Genomic DNA, 19,712 nt, shown 5'->3' on the forward strand with positions numbered 1-19,712 from the left:
GCAAGAGGGAATAACTATTATGGGAGATCGAAACGCACCGGGAGCCGTCCAGGTTATTACTGAGCCAGATTACGAGGCTATGGTTATTGGCGCCCATCCTGATGATGATGACTTTGGGGCTGGCGGCACCAGCGCCTTGTGGGCCAAACAGGGCAAAAAGGTTGTCTGGGTCGTCATGACTGACGGCGTCGAGGGTGGCGAAGCTCCAGATATGGACGACGTCGATTTTATGCTGGCACGTGAACAAGAGCAGCGCGCAGCCGCCGAGATTTATGGGGTGAAGGCAGTCGAGTTCCTGCGCTTCCCTGATGGGCATCTCACCAATAACGATGAGACACGCAAGGCCATTGTGCGCCTGATTCGCAAATATCGCCCACGTGTTGTGCTTACCCATGATCCATCGCAGCATATCTTCGCGCCAGATCCCAATACAGAGCCAGAGGCAACCGGGCATCTGAATCATCCTGATCACCGCGCGACCGGCAATATCGTGTTGGACGCCATCTTCCCCGCGATTGGCAACCCCCGCTCCTTCCGCGAGCTTCTGTCGCAGGGCCTGATGCCCTACCGCGTCCACGAGCTCTATCTCTTCTACACCTCACAGGCCAATACGTATGTTGACGTCACTGAGACGCTCGAAATCAAAGGCCAGGGCCTCAAATGCCACGTTACCCAATTTGGTCCCAACGTGGATATGACGGCCAACCTGCGCGAGCGCTCTGCGAAAACGGCGAAAGAGGCCAAAGAGAAACTGGGGCTGGAGATGCAGCACGCCGAGGCCTTCCGCCGCATCAAACTGCATATTCCTCCAACACCCGCGGACGAGGCTCCGACCGAGGTCGAAGAGTAAGCAAACATTGTAGCATCAAAGTAGGGTCCAAGCTTGCATGGACTCCGAGGTCCGCAGGCCGATACCCAGGCGTTGGGAAATCGCTGCGCTCGGAGTCCATGCAAGCTTGGACCCTACAACTTATTTGGAAGTTCCGCTTTGAGAACCTACTTCTGATTCTTTGGAGTTACAACTACGGCAAAGCCAGCCCAGTACTTGTTAAATGTTTTGTAGTCCATGACCTGCATATTCAAACGCGAGGAATCAGCCAGGTAAACGCTTGTATTATTGCCGCCACGAGCAACCAGCAGATGCCCACCTGACCAGCGATCAGGTGGAAAGCTAATGATAATCGGTCGGCCACTGTTACCAATGCGTACCAGGTCCTGAATCGAGGGTTTATTGAGCCAGGAGGTCTGGAAGCCGAAGCGAGACACGGTACGGTCTATTCCCAGCGGTTCTAGCAAGCCCAGATCCGGGGTGATGGCATGTACAGAGGTTTCAGTGCTTAAGATATCGGTAATGCGATATTGCTTCCCCGTATTATTGGCCTTTTGATAGGAGTTAATAACCTCGGTCATTGCCGCCGCTGAGCAGGCCGAGTAGGCCCAGGTGTTATACTCCTGCGTCGAGTTATACTGCTGGGGGTCGAGCTGACTCACACGCGCCAGGACCTTGGATGCCTGGAGCTGTTGATTGATCGAGGGAGTGCTTGTTGAGGCAGGAGGAGACGCAGAAGCCGCGGCATCTGGATATTGCTGCTGCAAAATGGTTGGCGACGACGAAAAGACCCTTGCCCAGAGCCAGAAGCCAGCGATCACAAAAGTCGCCAGGATAAGTAAGGAGCCATAGAGTGAACGGCTCGCTACAGAGCTTTGCAATCCAGCCCAGGAGAGAAAGCTCGCGCGTGGCTCAAAACGATAGTGATGATAGGTTTGCCTCAAATGTCTGCTTGGTGTCCCACGCCCACGGACCTCGCTCAAGCCGCGCGACGCATTACGCGGCGACCTGTCATAAGGGAAGGATCGTGAGTCAGAGTGGGGGGAACGATGCGAAAAAAACAAACCTAACAGAATCGTAATACCCGCGATCAAGAGGATCACCAGGGGAACAAACATCCGTGACTCCCGTGCTTTCAATGTGGCTTAGATTTACATTTTTCAATTCGCAGTATCAAGGCTCACCTGGCTCCGCAAGCGTTTTGAACTCAAGCATTTAAAAACCACATTAGCCGCTAGAGCCTTGTTTTACTTCAAAGTAAATATACCATTACTTTTCTTCTATCTGCAACAAGTGCCCGGGTGTAGTGATAGGAAAACCTGGAGCATGGGCTGACAGGCATAGTCCGATGGTATATCATAGAGAGCAGCACGCTGTGCGTGAATCCACTATTGCAAATCCGTCGAAAGGGCGAGAACTATCATGTATATTTACTATGTGTTACGGGGAAAACAAGGGGCTGAGGAACTAGAATTTGACGGTGATATCGACCAGGATACCTTCCCTGGCATTGATCAGACCGAGGGGTTGGACGTCATCGAGTATCTCACCAAAACGCTTCACGCCGATAAGCCAGAGGTCGAATGGTATGAATGCGACCTGACAAACGAATACTTTGACCGCGAAGACAGCTACATCTTCTTTAACCAGCGCTGGATACGACGCTCAGAGACACCCTGGCGCAGAGATCGGATTAATTAGACTTATTGCACCTTTGGTACTACTTCTCGCACCTGCGGTGCTCGCCCTGATTAGTGGTGTGGAGCGTGCTGGCAGCCGCAGGCTGCCAGCACGCTCCACACCACTAATCAGAAATAACTCGCGTACAAGATTAATTACAGGATGAGAGGGAACGATTATGGCAATTCTCGCGGGATGGATTACCGGCGAGCAGGTTCCCCAGGAAACTATCGAGCAGGTACTGCAGGTCATAAGTAGGGCGCTACAGCGCCTGGGCGGCACTGAGGCGCGCTCCGTCCTGCCCGGCGCTGGCATCCTCTCTTTCGCCGATTCGGCCTATGCCATGCGACAGAACGATGAGCCTCCCCTGTTAGACTGGATACCTGAACGCCGTACGCTGGTCTATCGCAGGCCGCGCTCGGGGCTGCATCCGCTCTACTATATCGAGGATTGGCCCGCCCAAGGGAACCTGCTCTTCGCCAGCGAGATCAAGGCCTTGCTGGCTGTGGGAGTGCCGCGTCAATTACATGTCGGGGCGCTGGCGGCCTGGCAGCGCTATGGCTTTCTCCCCGCCCCCTGGACCTTCTTCAAGGGCATTTCGGTTGTGCCTGCGGGGACGCACCTGCGCTGGCAACACACCAAACTCGTCGTCAGCCCGGCAAGTGAAAACGCGCTGGAGGCAGGAGAGCCAGGAAACATACCCGATCTTACTGCGCTCTCAGAGCGCCTGGAAGAGGTGTGCGCGGGGCAACTTCCCACCCATGGAGGCGTCATTGGACTCACAGGCATGGATAGTGCGTCTCTGCTCGCCCTCTCCTACGCGCATACGCAGCTAGAACAGTCAGCTTCCACCGGTTCAACCAACCCGGACACACATATGACACTGGCCAGCTTTGATTATAGACAGAGGCATACCGGAGAAGGCTGGCGCGCACTACGCGACCTGGCGAGCCAGTGGCAGCATCCCTTGCTTGAGATTACCGGACTGGACCAGGCCGAGTTCTGGAGCGCTACGATCTATGGCTGCGAAGCTCCAGGTCTGACGACAAACCTGCTGGCCTGGCATCAGCTCTTGCATACCAGCGCACTTGAGATCGGGGCACGTGTGGCGCTCACGGGACTTGGTGGAGCACTCTTGCTCGCGCGTACGTTGACCTCACAAGCGTTGTCACCAACGTCAGAATTACTTGCGGCATATACAGAGGCCATTCGCGCCCCCCAGGGCTACGACCTGGCGCCCTTTTTTACCCCAGAGCTACGCCAGGCCATACAGGGGGCCAGTCCCTGGGAGGAGACCCTACACGCACGTCGTCTGTTCCGCCAGGCCGAGAAACTGGATAACCTGGAGCAACGCCTCGCCTATCTCGATATTCACCTGCGCCTCCCCGATCACCTGGTGACACCTGTCTACCGTCTCGCCCAGCAGGAGAGGTTGGCCCTGCGCTCTCCCTACCTGCACCAGCACATCCTGCCAACCCTGGCCTCGCGGCGCCTGGCTCTACAAGGGCACACCATAGATAGAGAGACGACTATGCAATGGCTCGCCCAGCAGCAAGGCCTGCCAGACCTTCAGGGTAGTGCGCTCCCGCTTCACCTGCCCTGTGCCTCGCTCTGGCAGATCAGCCAATCTGAGTTCTTGCAGAGTCTCCTCTCTGAAGAGGCCCTGCGGGCTAGCGGGCTCTTCGATGTACAGGCTGTACAGAATCTGTTTAGTCGACCTCCTGCCCGTCGAAACCTGACAAGCGGCCAGCACCCCCTCGTTGCAATTGTCACGTTACAGTTGTTCTGTCAGATCTTTGATCTACACTTCTCATAAGCGACGTGAACGGCTGGCTGGAGGGTTCTCTGACCCTCCAGCCAGCCGTTCACATACTTCTTTTCTTTTATCAGTCAAGATGGGAGGCTGTACATGCCATACTGGCTGCGCAAGACCTTCTTGTCGAATTTGCCAACGCTGGTTTTGGGAACCGCGTCGATAAAGACCACATCATCGGGGAGCCACCACTTCGCCACACGTGGGCGCAGGTAATCGAGGATGTCCTCTTTCGTCACCTGGTCCACATACTCCGGTTTGGGGACGACACAGGCCAGTGGGCGCTCCGACCATTTAGGATGCGGAATACCGATCACACATGCCTCAAGGACCTTGGGGTGGCCCATGAGCAGGTTCTCAAGCTCTACTGAGGAGATCCACTCACCGCCAGATTTGACAAGATCTTTTGTTCGGTCAACGAGCTGGATAATGCCATCATGGTCCACTACGGCGACGTCGCCGGTGCGTAGCCAGCCGTCGGCGAACTTGGCGGCGGACTCACTATCCTTGTAGTATGCCCGCGCCACCCAGGGGCCACGCACCTGGAGTTCACCGTAGCTCTCGTCGTCCCAGGGAACCTCCTGGCCCGTCTCGATATTGACGACCCGGAACTCGACTCCCGGCACCACGGTCCCCTGTCGCGCACGAATGCGAAACTGCTCTTCCTGAGATTGATCAAGATGGTGGCTACGCAGTTGCGATATAGAGGCTAGAGGCGAGGTTTCTGTCATCCCCCAGGCCTGGATGATAGTGATGCCATGCTGCTGCAATCCCTCGATCAGGGCCTGTGGTACCGCTGAGCCGCCACACACAATCGAGCGCAGGGCCGAGAAGTCAAAGTGTTCTTTACTCAATAAGTTCAATAAGCCGATCCAGATCGTGGGCACACCCGCGGCAAAGGTCACACGCTCGCTTTCCATCAGCCTGCCAATACGCATGGGGTCCATAAAGCGTCCTGGGAAGACGACCTTTGACCCGAAAAGAGCCGCGGCATGTACAAAACCCCAGGCATTGGCATGAAACATCGGCACAATGGGTAGTATCACGTCTTGCTCACCCAGGGCGGGACCGTTTGCCAGGCCAGACGCCATGGCGTGTAGAAAGGCCGAGCGATGGGAATAGACGACCCCTTTGGGATTGCCGGTCGTGCCAGAGGTATAACACATCGCCGCCGCGGCGTTCTCATCCAGGGTGGGCCAATCGTAGCTCTCGGGCTGATCCGCGATAAAGGTTTCATAGTCGACAGAGGGTTGTAGCGCGCCCGTAGCGTAGGGTGCCTCGCCCATAATGACGTAGAGCTTCACCGTAGGAAACTGAGGGGCGAGTTGCTCCAGAAAGGGCACCAGATCGGCATCAACAAATATAATCGTGTCTTCGGCCTCATTGACGATGTAGGCGAGTTGTTCTGAGAAGAGGCGAATATTGAGCGTGTGAAGCACGGCCCCCATACAGGGGATGGCATAGTAGAGCTCAAAGTGACGATAGGTGTTCCAGCCAAAGGTCGCCACGCGGTCCCCTTCCTGTACACCTGCCTGCTTGAGGGCATTGGCGAGCTGGTACACGCGTTTGCCCCATGTGCTATAGGTATAGCGGTGAGGCTCGCCATCGGTCTGGGTTACGATTTCTTTCCGGGGATAGAGACGAATTGCGCGATTGAAGGCATGCTGTAGCGTCAGCGGGAAATCCATCATCAAACCTTGCATAGCAGCTCTCCTTTGTAAGGATCTTATTCCGAAACCCAACGCCACTTGAGTGCCTAGCGCTTCGCGCTCAGGGTGTTCGGATCAGAAGATGCGGAAAAAGCGAGAAACGGTCTGAAATATCGCCGACTGTGGGGTATAGACGCAATTATAGCACACGCGCACCGTTCGGGGTCGCATCCTTTCTTCTCGCGCCTGCGGCGCTCAAGAAGAAATGAGTGAGCATGAGTGCATTGGGCATCTGCCCAATGCACTCATGCTCACTCATTTCCAGTTTTTTGCTCACGATAATAATAAGAGGTTAATGATCGACGCCCTCTATTTCGTCGGCGGCGCGCTGGTCGCCCCGGGCGGCGGCCCAGCGGATGGCTTCGCCCGCGAGGTAGATGGAGCCGGTGGCGCAGACCAGGTCGTCCTTCTCAGCCAGGCGCACGGCGAGGTCGAGGGCCTCTTCGCTTGTGGGGGCGCTGTGGAGTTCGACGCCAGGGGCATGCTGGGCGAAGAGCGAGGAGAGCGTCTCCAGCGGGGTAACGCGTGGGTTATGCATACTGGTCAAGACAACGACGTCAGCGTCAGCGAGGGTCTGGATCATGCCCTCCTGATCCTTGTCCTTCGAGGTGCTCAGGACAAAGAGCAGGCGACGAGGCGCAAAGGTTGTGCGCAGGGCCTGTACGAGCTTCTGCATCGAGTCGGTATTATGCGCGCCATCGACGACGATGGTAGGCTGGCGTCCTACGACCTCGATACGTGCAGGCCACTGTACAGAGGCCAGACCGCGGCGCAAGGCGTCCTCATCCCAGGTCAGGCCCTGCTCGCGCAACTGCTCCAGAGTTGCCAGCGCGACCGCTGCATTCTCTAACTGATGCTCGCCAGCCAGAGCCAGCTCGAGGCCCGTATATTCGCGTTGTGGCGTCCAGACGCTAAAGCGCTGGCGCTCCCCCAGGCGCTCCTCCAGGCGATAGCGATAGCTTAAGGGTGGTAGCTTGCCCACCTCAACCTCCTGCTGGGCTGGATCTGCATCCGCATGTCCAACACGGATCATGCGAGCCTCACGCTGCCTGGCGACCGCCGCGATGGCTAACAGAGCCTCGGAATCGTACGCAGAGGTAACCACGATGCCGTGATCCTTGATGATACCGGCCTTCTCTGTCGCGATCTCCCGCAGCGTATTGCCAAGCACATTCATATGATCATAGCTAATAGAGGTAATGACCGATACGAGAGGGTGCGTGAGATTGGTAGCGTCCAGGCGGCCACCCAGGCCCACTTCCACGACGGCATGCTGTACCTGCCGTTGCGCGAAATAGAGGAAAGCCAGTGCCGTGCCGATCTCATAGGTGATAAAGGGACCATACTCCTGGCTGGCTTGAATCTGCTCCACCTCATGTTTGATTGTGGGAATCAACTCAGCCACCTCGTCTTCTGCGATCAGGGCGCCGTTGACGCGTATACGTTCGCGGAAGGTGTGCAGATCAGGCTGGGTATAAAGCCCGGTGGTGCTGCCAGCCTCGCGAAGCACGCGCTCGATCATTGCCGCCGTCGAACCCTTGCCCTTAGTGCCCGCGATCAGCGTATTAGTGTACTTGCGATGAGGGTTCTCAAGGAGTTCCAGCAAGCGTGCGGTGCGCGTGAGATTCTCGTTGCGATCACGGGTATACTTGCCGCTACGCTCATAGTCAGTAAAGCCATAAATGTAGGCGAGTGCTTCCTGGTAATTCACGGTAGATGTTTTCCTTTACTTGCCGACTGCGCTATAAACAAAAGCGCAGGAATCAGGATGGAAGAGTGTAGCTGCCGCGCACGACGGCGTCGCTCATCTTCACGACACGCATCATCTCACGTACGTCGTGGACGCGCACGATATCGGCTCCCTGGGCAATACCCAGCGCCACAGTGGCAGCGGTTCCCTCGACGCGCTCTTCGGGAGGCACACCCCCCAAAATCTGACCAATAGTTGACTTACGTGAGGTTCCCAACAGGATGGGACGGCTAAGGGTTCGCAGTTCGCCCAGGCGATGCAAGAGCGCCAGGTTCTCATGCGAGGTCGTGCCAAAGCCTATGCCGGGATCGATGACCAGATGCTCCCAGGGCACACCAGTTGCTAAAGCCATATCGATGCTGCGCGCGAGGAAACGCGTGACATCACTGACAATCTCATGCTTCACGGTCTCGCGCATGTTCGCCATAAGTACGATTGGCACGCCATGCGCGTGGGCGACCTGGGCCATGCGGGAATCTTTGTGCAGGCCCCAGATATCGTTGAGCATATCGGCCCCGGCCTCCAGGGCCTTCTCTGCCACCTCGGCCTTATAGGTATCGACAGAGATAATTACCTCCGCAGGCAAGGAGGCACGCAGAGCCCTGATCACAGGGAGAACGCGCTGCATCTCCTCCTGCGCGGAGACAGCCGGGAAGCCTGGGCGCGTGGACTCACCGCCCACATCAATCATGCGCGCCCCTTCAGCAACAAAGGCCTGGGCCTGGATCAGCGCGCGCTGAGCTACTTCATCAGGAGCCAGTTCCTCGCGTCGCAGGCCATCACCTGAAAAGGAATCGGGGGTCACATTCACGATCCCCATAACATACGTTTGTTGGCCCCACTCCAGGCGATGCTGACGCCAGATTGTGGGAGCCAGGGAAAGAGAGAACGCCATCTATCTAACCTCTATAATAAGAGATATGCCAAATATAAGCTGATCCAGCTTCCGGCCGACGCATGCTTTAGCAGCGCATGGCGTTTCGGCCCACAACACCAGCTAACAAGGACCTTGCTGACATAATAGCCTGTTTCGTTGTCTGGGGCAATGTGCAAATGTTATACTTGCGACAGGCTTGATATAATAAGCATTAGAACCATGTATAATCCAATAACGCTCAATGTAATCCGCCAGACCGAGAAAAAAGATTGTGAGAGCATACGTATTATGACCCTAAGGAATGTGCCAAAACGTCTTCATCGTGTAAGCCCTAGCCGCCGATGTAAAGAGTGTGATGCCGAGGCGCTTGGGCGTTGTCCAGATTGTCATCAGGGTTTCTGCCAGGATCACTTTCCCAAGCAGCAACATTCACCCTGTGCAGAGAAGCAGATGCGCCTAGCCAGTACTCAAGTCTGCTACGTCTGTGGAACCCAGGTCTATCCGGATCAATGGTCTATTTCGAAGACGTCGCATTTTGTCGATCACTTTCAGTGTAAGGGCTGTGGTCGCCATATTTGTGACGAGTTACATACCAGGCGCAAAACTGAGGATGTGACGATCATTCGTGAAGGTATGCGCGGTCATCGCTACCAGTATACCAACCGCTACTGCGATCTCTGTTCCCCGTTCTATCGCATCGGTGGCATCAGGGGAATAGCTGGCAGCCTGGCACTTATCGGCGCCGTGCTCGCGCTTGGCTTGTATTATATTAAACCATAATTGGGGCCTATCTATTCAGGACTTCTCGCCACTGCGTGGCTCGCCAGGTCAGGGTGTGTGGAGCAGTAGCCGCTATTTGCGTACGCGGCTACCGTCCGCACACCCTGACCCCTGCGAAGCGTCGCAGATGCTGAGAACACTCCGTAAGGAAAGATTCGTACGTTTATGACCTTAACATCAACGCTACAAGCAACATTACTTCGCCACCAGCAGGCGATTGATAGCGCGCTTCATAGCGCCTTCGAGCGTCTCGCTGAGCGTGATGACACTCATAACCTTCAAGAGTATTATGGGCAGATGCGCTATCACCTGGGCTGGGTTGATCGCCACTTCCAGGCCATACGGAGCAACGCCGGCAAACTTCTGCGCCCAACCTTGCTCTTGCTAGCCTATGAGGCTGTCGGCTCCTGGGAACAGACAAGCAATCCAGACTACCTGCGCCGGGCTCTGCCAGCTGCCGCCGCAGTCGAGCTAACCCATAACTTCACATTGATTCATGATGATATCGTTGATGGGGATACTGAGCGGCACCATCGCCCAACCCTGTGGACAGTGTGGGGCATGCCCAATGGCATCAACTCCGGTGATGGCATGTTTGCGCTCTCGCGCCTGGCGCTCTGGGGCGTCCTTGATGAGGGCGTCGAGGGCGACATCGCAGCTCGCCTGGGTGCGTGCCTGGATAAGGCATGTTTAGTCGTTGCCGAGGGTCAATACCTGGACGTGAGCTTTGAGGGACGCCAGGATATCACGGTCTCCATGTATATCGACATGATTCGTCGCAAGACGGCTGAATTGATGGCTTGCTCGGCGGAGATGGGCGCGAGACTGAGCACACGCAACGAAGAGGCTATCACACGCCTGCGCAGCTTTGGCGAGGCCATTGGCATCGCCTTTCAGGTGCGCGACGATCTCCTGGGCGTCTGGGGCAGCAGAGAAGAACTGGGCAAGACCGAAGCAGGCGATATCTACCGCCACAAGCAGAGTCTCCCCATCCTCCATGCACGTGAACAGGCCACGCCCGAAGAACAGACCACGCTGACGCGCATCTACCAGCAGACAGAGCCACTGGAGAAGGAGCAGGTCGACGAGGTGCTGGCCATTCTGGAGCGCACGGGAACGCGTGACTATTGCCGCCAGTTTCTGGCCCAACAGAGTGAGCGAGCACGCGAGGCCCTGGCCAGCGTCCCCGCACAACAAGCCGAGGTCTCGACACGAGCGATGGAAGACATGCGTGTCTTGATCGACTTCGTGGCCGCAGCCGCGCAGTAGTGTGCCGGCCCGACGCTGCTGAAGCACGCGTCTACATATCATGGAAGGTCATATGTAGACGCGTGCTTCAGCAGCGTCGTCTATAGCAACTCCCAGACGGTCGCGTTCTGGCCAGTCGCCGTAACGACATGCTTCCCATCATGGCTCCAGGCGACACTCGTCACGGCAGTCCCCTGATGCATAACAAATAGAGGCTTCTGGCTCTTCTCGGGATAGAAGAACGTCAGGGTACCGTCCTGGCCCCCTACCGCGATAAAGCGTCCATCTGGTGACCAGGCCAGGCTTAGCAACGCAGCTTTGGTAACAGGCAGGCGCATCGGCGTATCCATGCACTGTGGGCCAAAACGTCCCTGCCCCGGTTGCTGGCAGGCCTCCCCATTCCAGATACGCAATACTCCATCGCTACCCGCAGAGGCCAGACGCATCCCTCCCGGCTCAAAGGCAACGGCGCGCATGGTGGGGGCCACATCCATAAAGAGTCCGTGTGTCTCCTTGACCGTCGCGGCCCGCCAGACGCGTATGACGCCCCCCAGCGAAGAGGAGGCAACCACATCTCCAGCCGCGTTCCAGGAGACGGATTCTATCGCGGTCGTATGACGCTGAAACACGTGGAGAGGGCGATAGGTTGTGCTGTCCCAGACGATGGCCCGATGATCCAGCCCTCCCGAGACAACCTGTTGCCCACCCTGTCCAGCCCAGGCCAGGCTCGTCACACGTCCGATATGGGCGCGTACGGGACGCCCCAGCATGGTCTTCTGTCCCGTATTAAAAAAGGTTACCTGCGTATTCGCGCCCACCGCCAGCCGCTGCCCATCTGGCGCCCAGGCCAGAGCTGAGACAGGTGCTGGCAACTGAAAGTTCTGCGTGATGGTTCCATTAGGCTGCCAGAGATACACGCGTGCATCATTGCCCCCACTGGCGATCATCTGCCCATCAGGGGACCAGCGGACACACTGTATCTGCCCCTGGTGGTGGGCAAAGATAGTGATTGTCTTGGCACTATTGGGGACTTGCGGCTTCGCTGGTGTAGGAGGAGGGGTGGCATTCTTGCTTTTCGCGGGCATTTGGCCTTGCGGCTGCATAGCTGGATGCAAGGGGCCAGGTAGCCAAACATGAACACCAGCATAGGCTACACCACCACCAACCAGGGCAAGACCACCCAGCACTAGAAATGCCCGCCGGCTCTGCTTTTTCCTTTTTTTGGGTAAAGAAGGCTCTCGCAAGGGCGAGAACCCTGTCTCATCATCCATTGTCTGCGAACTATGCAAGGAATTACCAGGAGATGCAGCACTTTGAGACGCGTCCATTAAAGGCGCAAACAACAGGTCTCCCTCACCAGCGACCGAGGCCTCAAGCATCAGGCGTGTCCCGGTGGTAATACCTGCCCTGGCCAGAGTGATATTCTCTGGCAACACGTCGCCACCTGGAGTAGGACGAAGCCGATAGTTCAACCTCTGGCCGAAGAGATCCGTCTGGGGCAGGTGAAATTCATCCACGAGCGTAGGGACCAGGGCCGACACCGGCGTATCCGCCACCACCTCTAGCGGCTGAGGCACACTAAAGGCGTCCTTCTCAATAAGCACTTCAAGTGTACGCATAGGCCTCCCAATTATCCTGTCTACGAGACAAATACGCGCTATATTTGTATTTATGGATCACAGTGTAGCATGATGTCTTGTTTTGCCAGCAAAAAATAAGTAGAATAGGCTACTTTTCTAGCAACTCTTCTCACTTTCTTCACCAGCGCCCTACAATACGTAAGTCAGGCTCAGGATGCAATAGCAAGAAGATAGCTAAGGCATTAAGATAACGTATTTGTGATATTGAGCCGCGAACCTGCATAGTTTTATTAGAGATTTGCGCCAAGCGAGCATATTGATTTCAGGCCGCTCACCTCGATGTATAGAGATATGCATGCTTGCTTCTTCCCAGACAGACAGCGAGGTACACTAATGCCTGCCTGAAGAGCGACAACAAGGAGCATTTCATCATGTCCAGGCACTCACTATCACTTGCGTTACTGCTCTGTCTGTGTATACAGTTACTTGGGTCTTCAGTCGTACTGGCCGGGTCCAGTGGGCAGTCACATAGGCAGGCACACCAGGTCCAGGTAACGAGCAGCTTCCCTACAGTCGAGCCGGATTATATCTATACGCAGCTCGCAACCATGGCGACCCGCTTTCAGCACCGCGAGGCCGGATACGATAACACTCAGGTAGCTGGACAGAATGGTCACACAGGCTTTGCGAACTACTGGATGCAGGAGATGACTCGCAATTTGCAGGGGTTTGCCTCATTAGAAACGCGAGATGCATTCTCTATCAAGGGCTGGTCCGGGCGAGCCGCGACCTCGCCCGCATACAACATTGAGAAGAGCGTTCCAGGGGCGTTGCATCCCGAACAGATCGTCGTCATTGGCTGTCATTATGATGGAGAAGCCATCTCAACCCAATCAGCCTATGATGACGCCAGCGGCTGTGCCATTGAGTTAGGTATCGCCAGGGCCCTGGGCCAGTTCTGGCGCGCCAACCAGGTCTATCCAGCACGCACATTGCGTTTCGTTCTCTTCGATGCTGAAGAGCAGGGCTTATATGGCTCATTTCAATATGCAAACGAGTTCGCCAATGGCGACATGAAGAATATCGTCGCCATGTTTAATGAAGAACAAAACGGGATCGCCTACCCTCTGCGCTACCTGGGACAGCTCGCCAATCCGCAGCTTCCGCTCACAATCGATGTCTCGCCGCTGCAATCAAATGAACTCTACCCTCATCAAGAAGCCCTTTCGAGCGAGCAACGCCAGCATATCCAGCGCTTTCGTAACTTGCTGGGGCAAGCGCTGCCCGCGGTCTTCCAACAGTTTCAGGCCATGGGCTATAAAGGACTCACCTATCACGATGGCTCGCAGGAGGTAGCACAACCCATCTTTACACCTGAGCAACTAAGCCTGGTCAAGGTTGAGGATGATACCCTGGGATCAAGCGACCAAATGCCATTTACCCTGGCGGGGCTTCCCTGCGCGACTATCGTCGGGAACGCAACATATTATGACAACCATCCACCCGCATGGTCCTATCCCTACGACCAGCGTGACGATACTATTCAACTCATGAATACCTTTGCACAGGGAGGATCAAAGAAATCTAATGCCCTGACGCTGGCCCTGGCGCTGCCAGGCATGATAACAACCTGGATGCTTCACCAGCCCGATATCGCTGGCGAGACGAGCAAGAACACGCTTCTCCCAGGGCCAATTGCCGATATAGCTGATATAGGCAAAACCGTTACGCAGCAACCAATCAGCCTGAGTGCGCAAGGCTATGATCCCACGGGAAAGAACGAGCCCGTACAATACGCCTGGGACTTCGGTGATGGAGCCAGGGCCACGGGGAGTACCGTTTCTCATGCATATACGCACGCTGACACCTACACGCTAACCCTAACAGCCAGCAACACATCGGGAACGCGCAAGATCAGCAAAACGCTCACCATCGCGGACAAGGCCCAGACGTTTGATAATCCCTATGCTGCATACCAACCCGGTGGGACACCACGCCGAAATCCAGCGGTCCCACTGCCAACGGCCAATGATGCCTTAACAGATAGCGTCATACACACCCAGGTAGTCGCAACCAATACGCCCAGGCAAACGGAGGCACAGCCCGTTTTTATCTACTGGCTCATTGCCTTAGGTATCTTACTTATCGTTGGCGGATTGACCTGGTGGCTCGTTAGCCGCCGCCTACATAACCAGAAAAAAGTCTAAGAGACGGCACTGCGCCTACCACATTCAGTGTCAAGTGTGTGAAGCGAAAAACGCCGAAGAGGTTCATCGCTTCACACGCTATCTTTGTAGCAGACGTTGCATAAGAATAAAAGGGCATGGCAAAGGCCTTTAGAGGCTAAACCACTTGCGAAAGCAGCCAACCATGATACAATTGTTACATTGAATCTGAGCCAACACTACTTGACGATGCTTGCAAATCTAGCGATAATTCGATGGTCACCTATACACCAAGCAAGCACAGAAGCAGCCTGATTTGGAGAAATTTCATCTATGGCACAACAGCCTATCTATGTAATCGGACATAAAAATTCAGATATGGACTCCGTGGCCTCGGCTTATGCCTATGCGCGCCTCTTACAGCTTCAGGGCCAGGAGAATGTTATACCCGCTCGTCACGGTCAACTCAAGCCGGAAATTCGCTATGCGCTCGAGCGCTTCCAGGTCACGCCCCCCAGGCCCTGGAACATATCTACCTGCAAGTACAGGATTTTATGCGCCAGGATGTCCTGACAGCGCATCTCAATCAGTCCCTGCTTGAGGCTGGGCAGATGATGCAGGAACACAACCGGCAGACTATGCCCGTGGTGGATGACGAGAATAAAGTGTATGGAATTATCACCAATAAAGATTTTGCCAAACTTTTCTTCCATGATCTCGATCCCCAGACCGTCAATCGCATCCCCCTCAAGCGCAATAATCTGATCAAAGTCCTGAAGGGGCGCGTCCTTGTCGAAGGCCAGCGCAAGTTGGGCAACCGGGTCCTTGTCGGTGCCATGCAGGCTGAGAGCATGGCTGACTATGTCGAGCCAGGCTGCCTCGTGGTAATTGGCAACCGCGAGGATGCCCAGCTGACCGCGATCCAGCGCGGAGCCGCCGCCCTGGTCATCACAGGCGATCTCAATGTCTCCGAGCAGGTCCTATCAGCCGCTCGCGAACAAGGGGTTATGATCTTAAGCACCAGCTATCATACCTTTACCGCTGTGCGCCTGATCAACCTGAGCATCTGTGTTGAAGATCTCATGGAGCGCGAGTTCGCCTCCTGCCATCCCGACGATTTGATGAGCGATGTGCAGGCCAAACTACAACGCGAACGCTCGCTCACAGTCATGGACAATGAGGGGAAACTCGTCGGCTTCATTACGCGTAGTGATATCTTAAAGGCTCGCCCTAAGCGTATCTTCCTCGTGGACCACAACGAACCCTCGCAGTCAATTGACGGCGCGGAAGAGGCCGAACTCCTGGGTATTATCGACCATCACCGCATCGCCAATGTGCATACGAACAAGCCCATTTTCTTCCGCTCGGAGCCTGTAGGCTGCACCGGCACCCTGATTTATAGCCTCTACCGCGAAGCCGACATCGAAATTCCACGCGATGTCGCTGGCCTCATGCTCGCAGGCTTGCTCTATGATACACTGATCCTACGTTCACCAACCTGCACACCACGCGATGTCGAGGTCGCACATAAGTTAGCCACCATCGCACAGGTCGACTTACAGGAGTTTGGTCAGGCCGCCTTTGAAGCGGGTGCCAGTGAACTCAACGACCGTAGCGCCGAGGAACTGCTGACCTCAGACTTCAAGGAGTTTACGGTTCAGGACGTCACCTTCGCGGTTGGCACGGTAGAGACTGCCAGCCCCGCCGTGGTAGAGAAGCGGGCCACCGAGTTGCTGGAAACAATGAAACTGCTCTCGCAGAAGCATAACTACACCTCCTTCCTATTCATGATTGTCGATATAATCAATATGAATTGCCACCTCCTCATTCATGGCTACGAGGGCGCGACGGCCGATGCCTTTAACGTTCCGCTCGAAGCTGGCGGGCATTCCATTATGGTTGAGGGCATGGTCTCGCGTAAGAAGCAGATGGTACCTCAACTCTCTCGCATCCAGCACCTGATCGAGAACCACGCGGGCGTTCACTAGGCATCTCCGTTACGCTGCTGCCAAAGAAATACACAAGAGAATAGGGATAAGAGTGGCCTGGCGCTACTGGCATATGCCAGTAGCGCCAGGCCACTCACACATAGTCTATATAAACAGCAGTTACAATAATTTTCCACCTCTATCGCGCCTCTTTTTGGCCTGATCCTAGCAAAACAGTCATTTCATGCTTTGCGCACCATCACATTTCACCACTTTAGCGTATGTGCTGTTTACAACCAATTTCTCAGCCTACTAGCTATGCAATATTCACACTAAATATACATTTGCCGACTACATTATTTGCAAAATATCCCTTAGACGGAGGGCGTTCAAATACTCAACAGTAACGTTCAAAAGGCTCTACATGCCAGCCAAGAGAATTGCGCATGCTTAATTTTAAGCTACAATCTCTTACAACTATTGCCTCTAATACCATTTGGCAGCATTTATTCTTTTTACCCACAATAAACGTATCTTTACTCGTAATATTGCGGAGTTTAGAGGTAGAAATACATATATCACCGTGACAAGCAGACAGTGTTTGGGTATGAGTGTAACAATTGTACGCTTAGTAGACTTTTTTTGATTCCACTTCATAACACGCTGTGCCTCAGATTAAATAGAATACTCTTGTCACAGAAGACGCGCGTATGTTACACTATCTTTCGACTCGGGTTTTCCACAGAAGTTGGGATCAGGAGCGCTGAGCCTAAGAGGCGGAGGGGATTGTGAGAAAGCCAGCATTTGTGAACTATGCACCTGATAACTTTGTTGAGGCCCACACACTTCATGCTCATTCAGAGACGGCGCTCCGCGTCTAGCCTCCGGCTGATCTGAATGCAAGACAAGAGCATTCAGAAAAACGCAAGTGAGTTGATCAACGCGGATCACATCACCCTCATCCCTGTAAGGAGGTATTGTGAGTAACTATTATATTTGGGTACCCATCGTCGTTGGGGTGCTCGCTATCATCTTTGCCATTAGCCTGGCAAACTCGGTCCTACGCAAGGATACGGGCACGCCTGCAATGCAAAAAGTCGCGAACGCCATTTTCCAGGGCGCCATGGCCTTTCTCAACCGCCAATATCGCACCATCGCGACGCTCTCTATCGTTGCGGCCATTGTTGTAGCCACCGTCCTTTACCTATTTAGTAAGGGTACCGACGCTGACCGCCTCTCGCTCGCCTGGCACACAGCGATTGCCTTCATCATTGGCGCGCTCTGCTCAGGCCTCTCAGGCTACATTGGTATGTACGTGGCGGTCAAATCCAATAGCCGTACCGCCAGCGCGGCCACGCGCAGCCTGGGCGAGGCCCTGATTGTCTCGCTACGCGGCGGCGCGGTCTCCGGTTTCCTGGTGGTGGCGCTCTCGTTGTTAGGCGTCTCGCTTCTCTTCACAGTCTATAACGGCCTGAGCAACCCTTCGGTGGCGCCTTCGCTCATCATCGGCTTTGGCTTTGGTGCTAGCTTTGTCGCGCTTTTCGCGCAACTAGGTGGTGGCATCTACACCAAGGCCGCTGACGTCGGCGCGGACCTGGTGGGCAAGGTTGAGGCCAACATTCCCGAAGATGATCCACGTAACCCCGCCGTCATTGCGGATCTGGTGGGAGATAACGTTGGCGACTGCGCGGGTCGTGGTGCAGACCTGTTCGAGTCCACCGCCGCCGAGAATATCGGCGCGATGATTCTGGGTGTTACGCTCTATACAGCCACGGGAAGCCCGAGTTGGATCCTCTTCCCCCTGGTTATGAGCGCATTTGGCTTGATTGCCTCCTCTATTGGCCTGCTCTCGGTGCGCAAATCGGCCGTCATTGAGCCTGATAAGGCCGCGGGTCGCGATCCTGGCGATATTGCCATGCGCCAGCTGACTATTGGCTACTGGATTACCTGTATCCTCGCAGGTATAGGCGTCTTTGTGGGCAGCTATCTCCTGTTTGGCGACAGCAAAGCGGTCGGTGCCGCGGGGCTTGCCCCCTGGGTCTGGTATGGTCTGTCAGGTCTCGTTGGCATTGTGCTCAGCATCGCCTTTGTCTATATCACACAGTACTATACCTCCGGTACCTGGCGGCCTGTGCGTGAGATCGCGGCGGCCTCGCTCACCGGCCCGGCGACAACCATCATTTCCGGCATCTCAGTCGGCTTCGAGTGCGTGGCGCTTCCCGTTATTGCGATTAGTTGCGCTCTTGGTCTCTCCTTCTTCCTTGGAAGCCACGTTACCTTCCCAACCAGTAGCGGTCTCCCCACGGCGATCAATCCTGGCGGCATCTATGGAACCGCGGTCGCGACTATGGGTATGCTCATGAGCTGCGCCTATGTTCTGGCGATGGATACCTTTGGTCCCATCACCGATAACGCCGGTGGAATCACCGAGATGAGCAATCAGCCTGAAGCTGTACGCGATGTGACCGATGCCCTGGATAGCGTTGGCAACACCACCAAGGCCCTGACCAAGGGCTATGGCATTGGCTCAGCCGCCCTGGCCGCGTTCCTGCTATTCAGCGCCTATCTGGATGTGCTTTTCTCCTACACGAAAAATCCCGACGTCTACCATGTGGACCTGTCGAACATCACAGTCTTTATCGCGGCGCTGCTCGGCCTGACGCTCATCTTCTTCTTTAGCTCGCTTGCCATCCGCGCGGTCAGTAGAGCCGCGCAGAACATGATCGAAGAGGTGCGTCGCCAGTTCCGCGAGAATCCCAAGATCATGGCTGAGAAGGTTGAAGACCGCGTCGATCCTGATTACGCGCGTTGCGTCGATATCAGCACGCGTGGCGCCCTGCGCGCTATGATCCTGCCTGGAGTCATCGCCGTGCTGACGCCTATCGCGGTAGGGACGATCCTGGGTCCCCAGGCCGGCGCGGGCCTGCTCATGGTTGGCACCATGGGTGGTATCGTGATGGCCCTCTTCCTCAATAACGGTGGTGGTGCCTGGGATAACGCCAAAAAGTTCATTGAGGCTGGCTACCTACGCGTAAATGAAAAAGGTGAGGTCGTTGATTCACTCGATCCGGACGGCATCATCCTGGGTAAGAAAAGCGAGGCCCACAAGGCCAGCGTAGTTGGCGACACCGTCGGCGATCCCTTCAAGGATACGGCGGGTCCCTCGCTACACGTCTTGATCAAGCTACTGAGCACGATCACCCTGGTGCTGGCCCCGCTCTTCGTGGCCCTGCACCCCTAAGCCCAAACACGTTTTTCAGTGCTTAAGCAGGCCCTTCAGCCTCTCATTATCGGGAGACTGAAGGGCCTGCTCTTCTGTCATATCCCTCCCCCTAAAGCAAGGATATCCCATG

General features: G+C 55.4%; 14 protein-coding genes. 9 read left to right on the forward strand and 5 right to left on the reverse strand.

The features are described 5' to 3' along the window. Window positions 1-19 precede the first annotated feature (19 nt). Entirely contained in the window at window positions 20-850 is an 831-nt protein-coding gene (locus tag JMJ04_RS03325; RefSeq protein WP_201369138.1) for a PIG-L deacetylase family protein, read from the forward strand. Window positions 851-996: 146 nt separating this feature from the next. On the opposite strand, the gene JMJ04_RS03330 is transcribed toward JMJ04_RS03325, so the two are convergent. Further along, window positions 997-1,947 (reverse strand): cysteine peptidase family C39 domain-containing protein, encoded by a 951-nt coding sequence (locus JMJ04_RS03330; protein ID WP_201369139.1) that lies wholly within the window; start codon window positions 1,945-1,947, stop codon window positions 997-999. A 304-nt stretch (window positions 1,948-2,251) separates the two neighbouring features. Between JMJ04_RS03330 and JMJ04_RS03335 the strand changes: the two genes are divergently transcribed. Continuing rightward, window positions 2,252-2,530 carry a hypothetical protein gene (locus tag JMJ04_RS03335; protein WP_201369140.1) on the forward strand — a complete coding sequence of 93 codons (279 nt, stop codon included), beginning with the start codon at window positions 2,252-2,254 and terminating at the stop codon, window positions 2,528-2,530. Between the two features lie 157 nt (window positions 2,531-2,687). Continuing rightward, window positions 2,688-4,325 carry an asparagine synthetase B family protein gene (locus tag JMJ04_RS03340; protein WP_201369141.1) on the forward strand — a complete coding sequence of 546 codons (1,638 nt, stop codon included), beginning with the start codon at window positions 2,688-2,690 and terminating at the stop codon, window positions 4,323-4,325. A 74-nt stretch (window positions 4,326-4,399) separates the two neighbouring features. Here the strand turns inward: JMJ04_RS03340 and JMJ04_RS03345 are convergent, their stop codons facing one another. The 3 genes from JMJ04_RS03345 to folP form a co-directional block, all read right to left on the reverse strand. Beyond that, on the reverse strand, window positions 4,400-6,025 hold the full coding sequence (locus JMJ04_RS03345; protein ID WP_201369142.1) for a long-chain fatty acid--CoA ligase: 1,626 nt from the start codon (window positions 6,023-6,025) through the stop codon (window positions 4,400-4,402). Between the two features lie 298 nt (window positions 6,026-6,323). Further along, window positions 6,324-7,742: a bifunctional folylpolyglutamate synthase/dihydrofolate synthase gene (locus JMJ04_RS03350; protein ID WP_201369143.1), complete on the reverse strand. Its 1,419-nt coding sequence runs from the start codon at window positions 7,740-7,742 to the stop codon at window positions 6,324-6,326. Window positions 7,743-7,794: 52 nt separating this feature from the next. Next, window positions 7,795-8,676, reverse strand: coding sequence for a dihydropteroate synthase (folP, locus tag JMJ04_RS03355; RefSeq protein ID WP_201369144.1), 882 nt, complete (start codon window positions 8,674-8,676; stop codon window positions 7,795-7,797). A gap of 285 nt (window positions 8,677-8,961) precedes the next feature. On the opposite strand from folP, the gene JMJ04_RS03360 reads away from it, so the two are divergent. Next, complete coding sequence (locus tag JMJ04_RS03360; protein WP_201369145.1) at window positions 8,962-9,438, forward strand: hypothetical protein; 477 nt, start codon at window positions 8,962-8,964, stop codon at window positions 9,436-9,438. Window positions 9,439-9,603: 165 nt separating this feature from the next. Continuing rightward, window positions 9,604-10,707, forward strand: coding sequence for a polyprenyl synthetase family protein (locus tag JMJ04_RS03365; RefSeq protein WP_201369146.1), 1,104 nt, complete (start codon window positions 9,604-9,606; stop codon window positions 10,705-10,707). An 80-nt stretch (window positions 10,708-10,787) separates the two neighbouring features. On the opposite strand, the gene JMJ04_RS03370 is transcribed toward JMJ04_RS03365, so the two are convergent. Beyond that, window positions 10,788-12,305, reverse strand: a complete 1,518-nt coding sequence (locus JMJ04_RS03370; protein ID WP_201369147.1) for a WD40 domain-containing protein — start codon at window positions 12,303-12,305, stop codon at window positions 10,788-10,790. Window positions 12,306-12,697: 392 nt separating this feature from the next. On the opposite strand from JMJ04_RS03370, the gene JMJ04_RS03375 reads away from it, so the two are divergent. The 4 genes from JMJ04_RS03375 to JMJ04_RS03390 all read left to right on the forward strand — a co-directional run bounded on the left by JMJ04_RS03375 (window position 12,698) and on the right by JMJ04_RS03390 (window position 19,600). Further along, window positions 12,698-14,473, forward strand: a complete 1,776-nt coding sequence (locus JMJ04_RS03375; protein ID WP_201369148.1) for a M28 family peptidase — start codon at window positions 12,698-12,700, stop codon at window positions 14,471-14,473. A 291-nt stretch (window positions 14,474-14,764) separates the two neighbouring features. Next, window positions 14,765-15,004 (forward strand): DHH family phosphoesterase, encoded by a 240-nt coding sequence (locus JMJ04_RS03380; RefSeq protein ID WP_201369149.1) that lies wholly within the window; start codon window positions 14,765-14,767, stop codon window positions 15,002-15,004. Next, window positions 14,986-16,419, forward strand: a complete 1,434-nt coding sequence (locus JMJ04_RS03385; RefSeq protein ID WP_236037900.1) for a putative manganese-dependent inorganic diphosphatase — start codon at window positions 14,986-14,988, stop codon at window positions 16,417-16,419. The genes JMJ04_RS03380 and JMJ04_RS03385 overlap by 19 nt, the downstream gene beginning before the upstream one ends. 919 nt (window positions 16,420-17,338) lie before the next feature. Next, complete coding sequence (locus JMJ04_RS03390; RefSeq protein ID WP_201369150.1) at window positions 17,339-19,600, forward strand: sodium-translocating pyrophosphatase; 2,262 nt, start codon at window positions 17,339-17,341, stop codon at window positions 19,598-19,600. The last annotated feature ends 112 nt before the right edge of the window (window positions 19,601-19,712 follow it).

It is taken from the genome of Ktedonobacter robiniae (genome assembly GCF_016587375.1).
Lineage (GTDB): Bacteria > Chloroflexota > Ktedonobacteria > Ktedonobacterales > Ktedonobacteraceae > Ktedonobacter > Ktedonobacter robiniae.

Bases quoted from the DNA above. Each gene is read 5' to 3' on its own strand.
- JMJ04_RS03325 (WP_201369138.1), top strand. From the start codon at position 20: ATGGGAGATCGAAACGCACCGGGAGCCGTCCAGGTTATTACTGAGCCA.
- JMJ04_RS03330 (WP_201369139.1), bottom strand. From the start codon at position 1,947: ATGTTTGTTCCCCTGGTGATCCTCTTGATCGCGGGTATTACGATTCTG.
- JMJ04_RS03335 (WP_201369140.1), top strand. From the start codon at position 2,252: ATGTATATTTACTATGTGTTACGGGGAAAACAAGGGGCTGAGGAACTA.
- JMJ04_RS03340 (WP_201369141.1), top strand. From the start codon at position 2,688: ATGGCAATTCTCGCGGGATGGATTACCGGCGAGCAGGTTCCCCAGGAA.
- JMJ04_RS03345 (WP_201369142.1), bottom strand. From the start codon at position 6,025: ATGCAAGGTTTGATGATGGATTTCCCGCTGACGCTACAGCATGCCTTC.
- folP (WP_201369144.1), bottom strand. From the start codon at position 8,676: ATGGCGTTCTCTCTTTCCCTGGCTCCCACAATCTGGCGTCAGCATCGC.
- JMJ04_RS03365 (WP_201369146.1), top strand. From the start codon at position 9,604: ATGACCTTAACATCAACGCTACAAGCAACATTACTTCGCCACCAGCAG.
- JMJ04_RS03370 (WP_201369147.1), bottom strand. From the start codon at position 12,305: ATGCGTACACTTGAAGTGCTTATTGAGAAGGACGCCTTTAGTGTGCCT.
- JMJ04_RS03375 (WP_201369148.1), top strand. From the start codon at position 12,698: ATGTCCAGGCACTCACTATCACTTGCGTTACTGCTCTGTCTGTGTATA.
- JMJ04_RS03380 (WP_201369149.1), top strand. From the start codon at position 14,765: ATGGCACAACAGCCTATCTATGTAATCGGACATAAAAATTCAGATATG.
- JMJ04_RS03385 (WP_236037900.1), top strand. From the start codon at position 14,986: ATGCGCCAGGATGTCCTGACAGCGCATCTCAATCAGTCCCTGCTTGAG.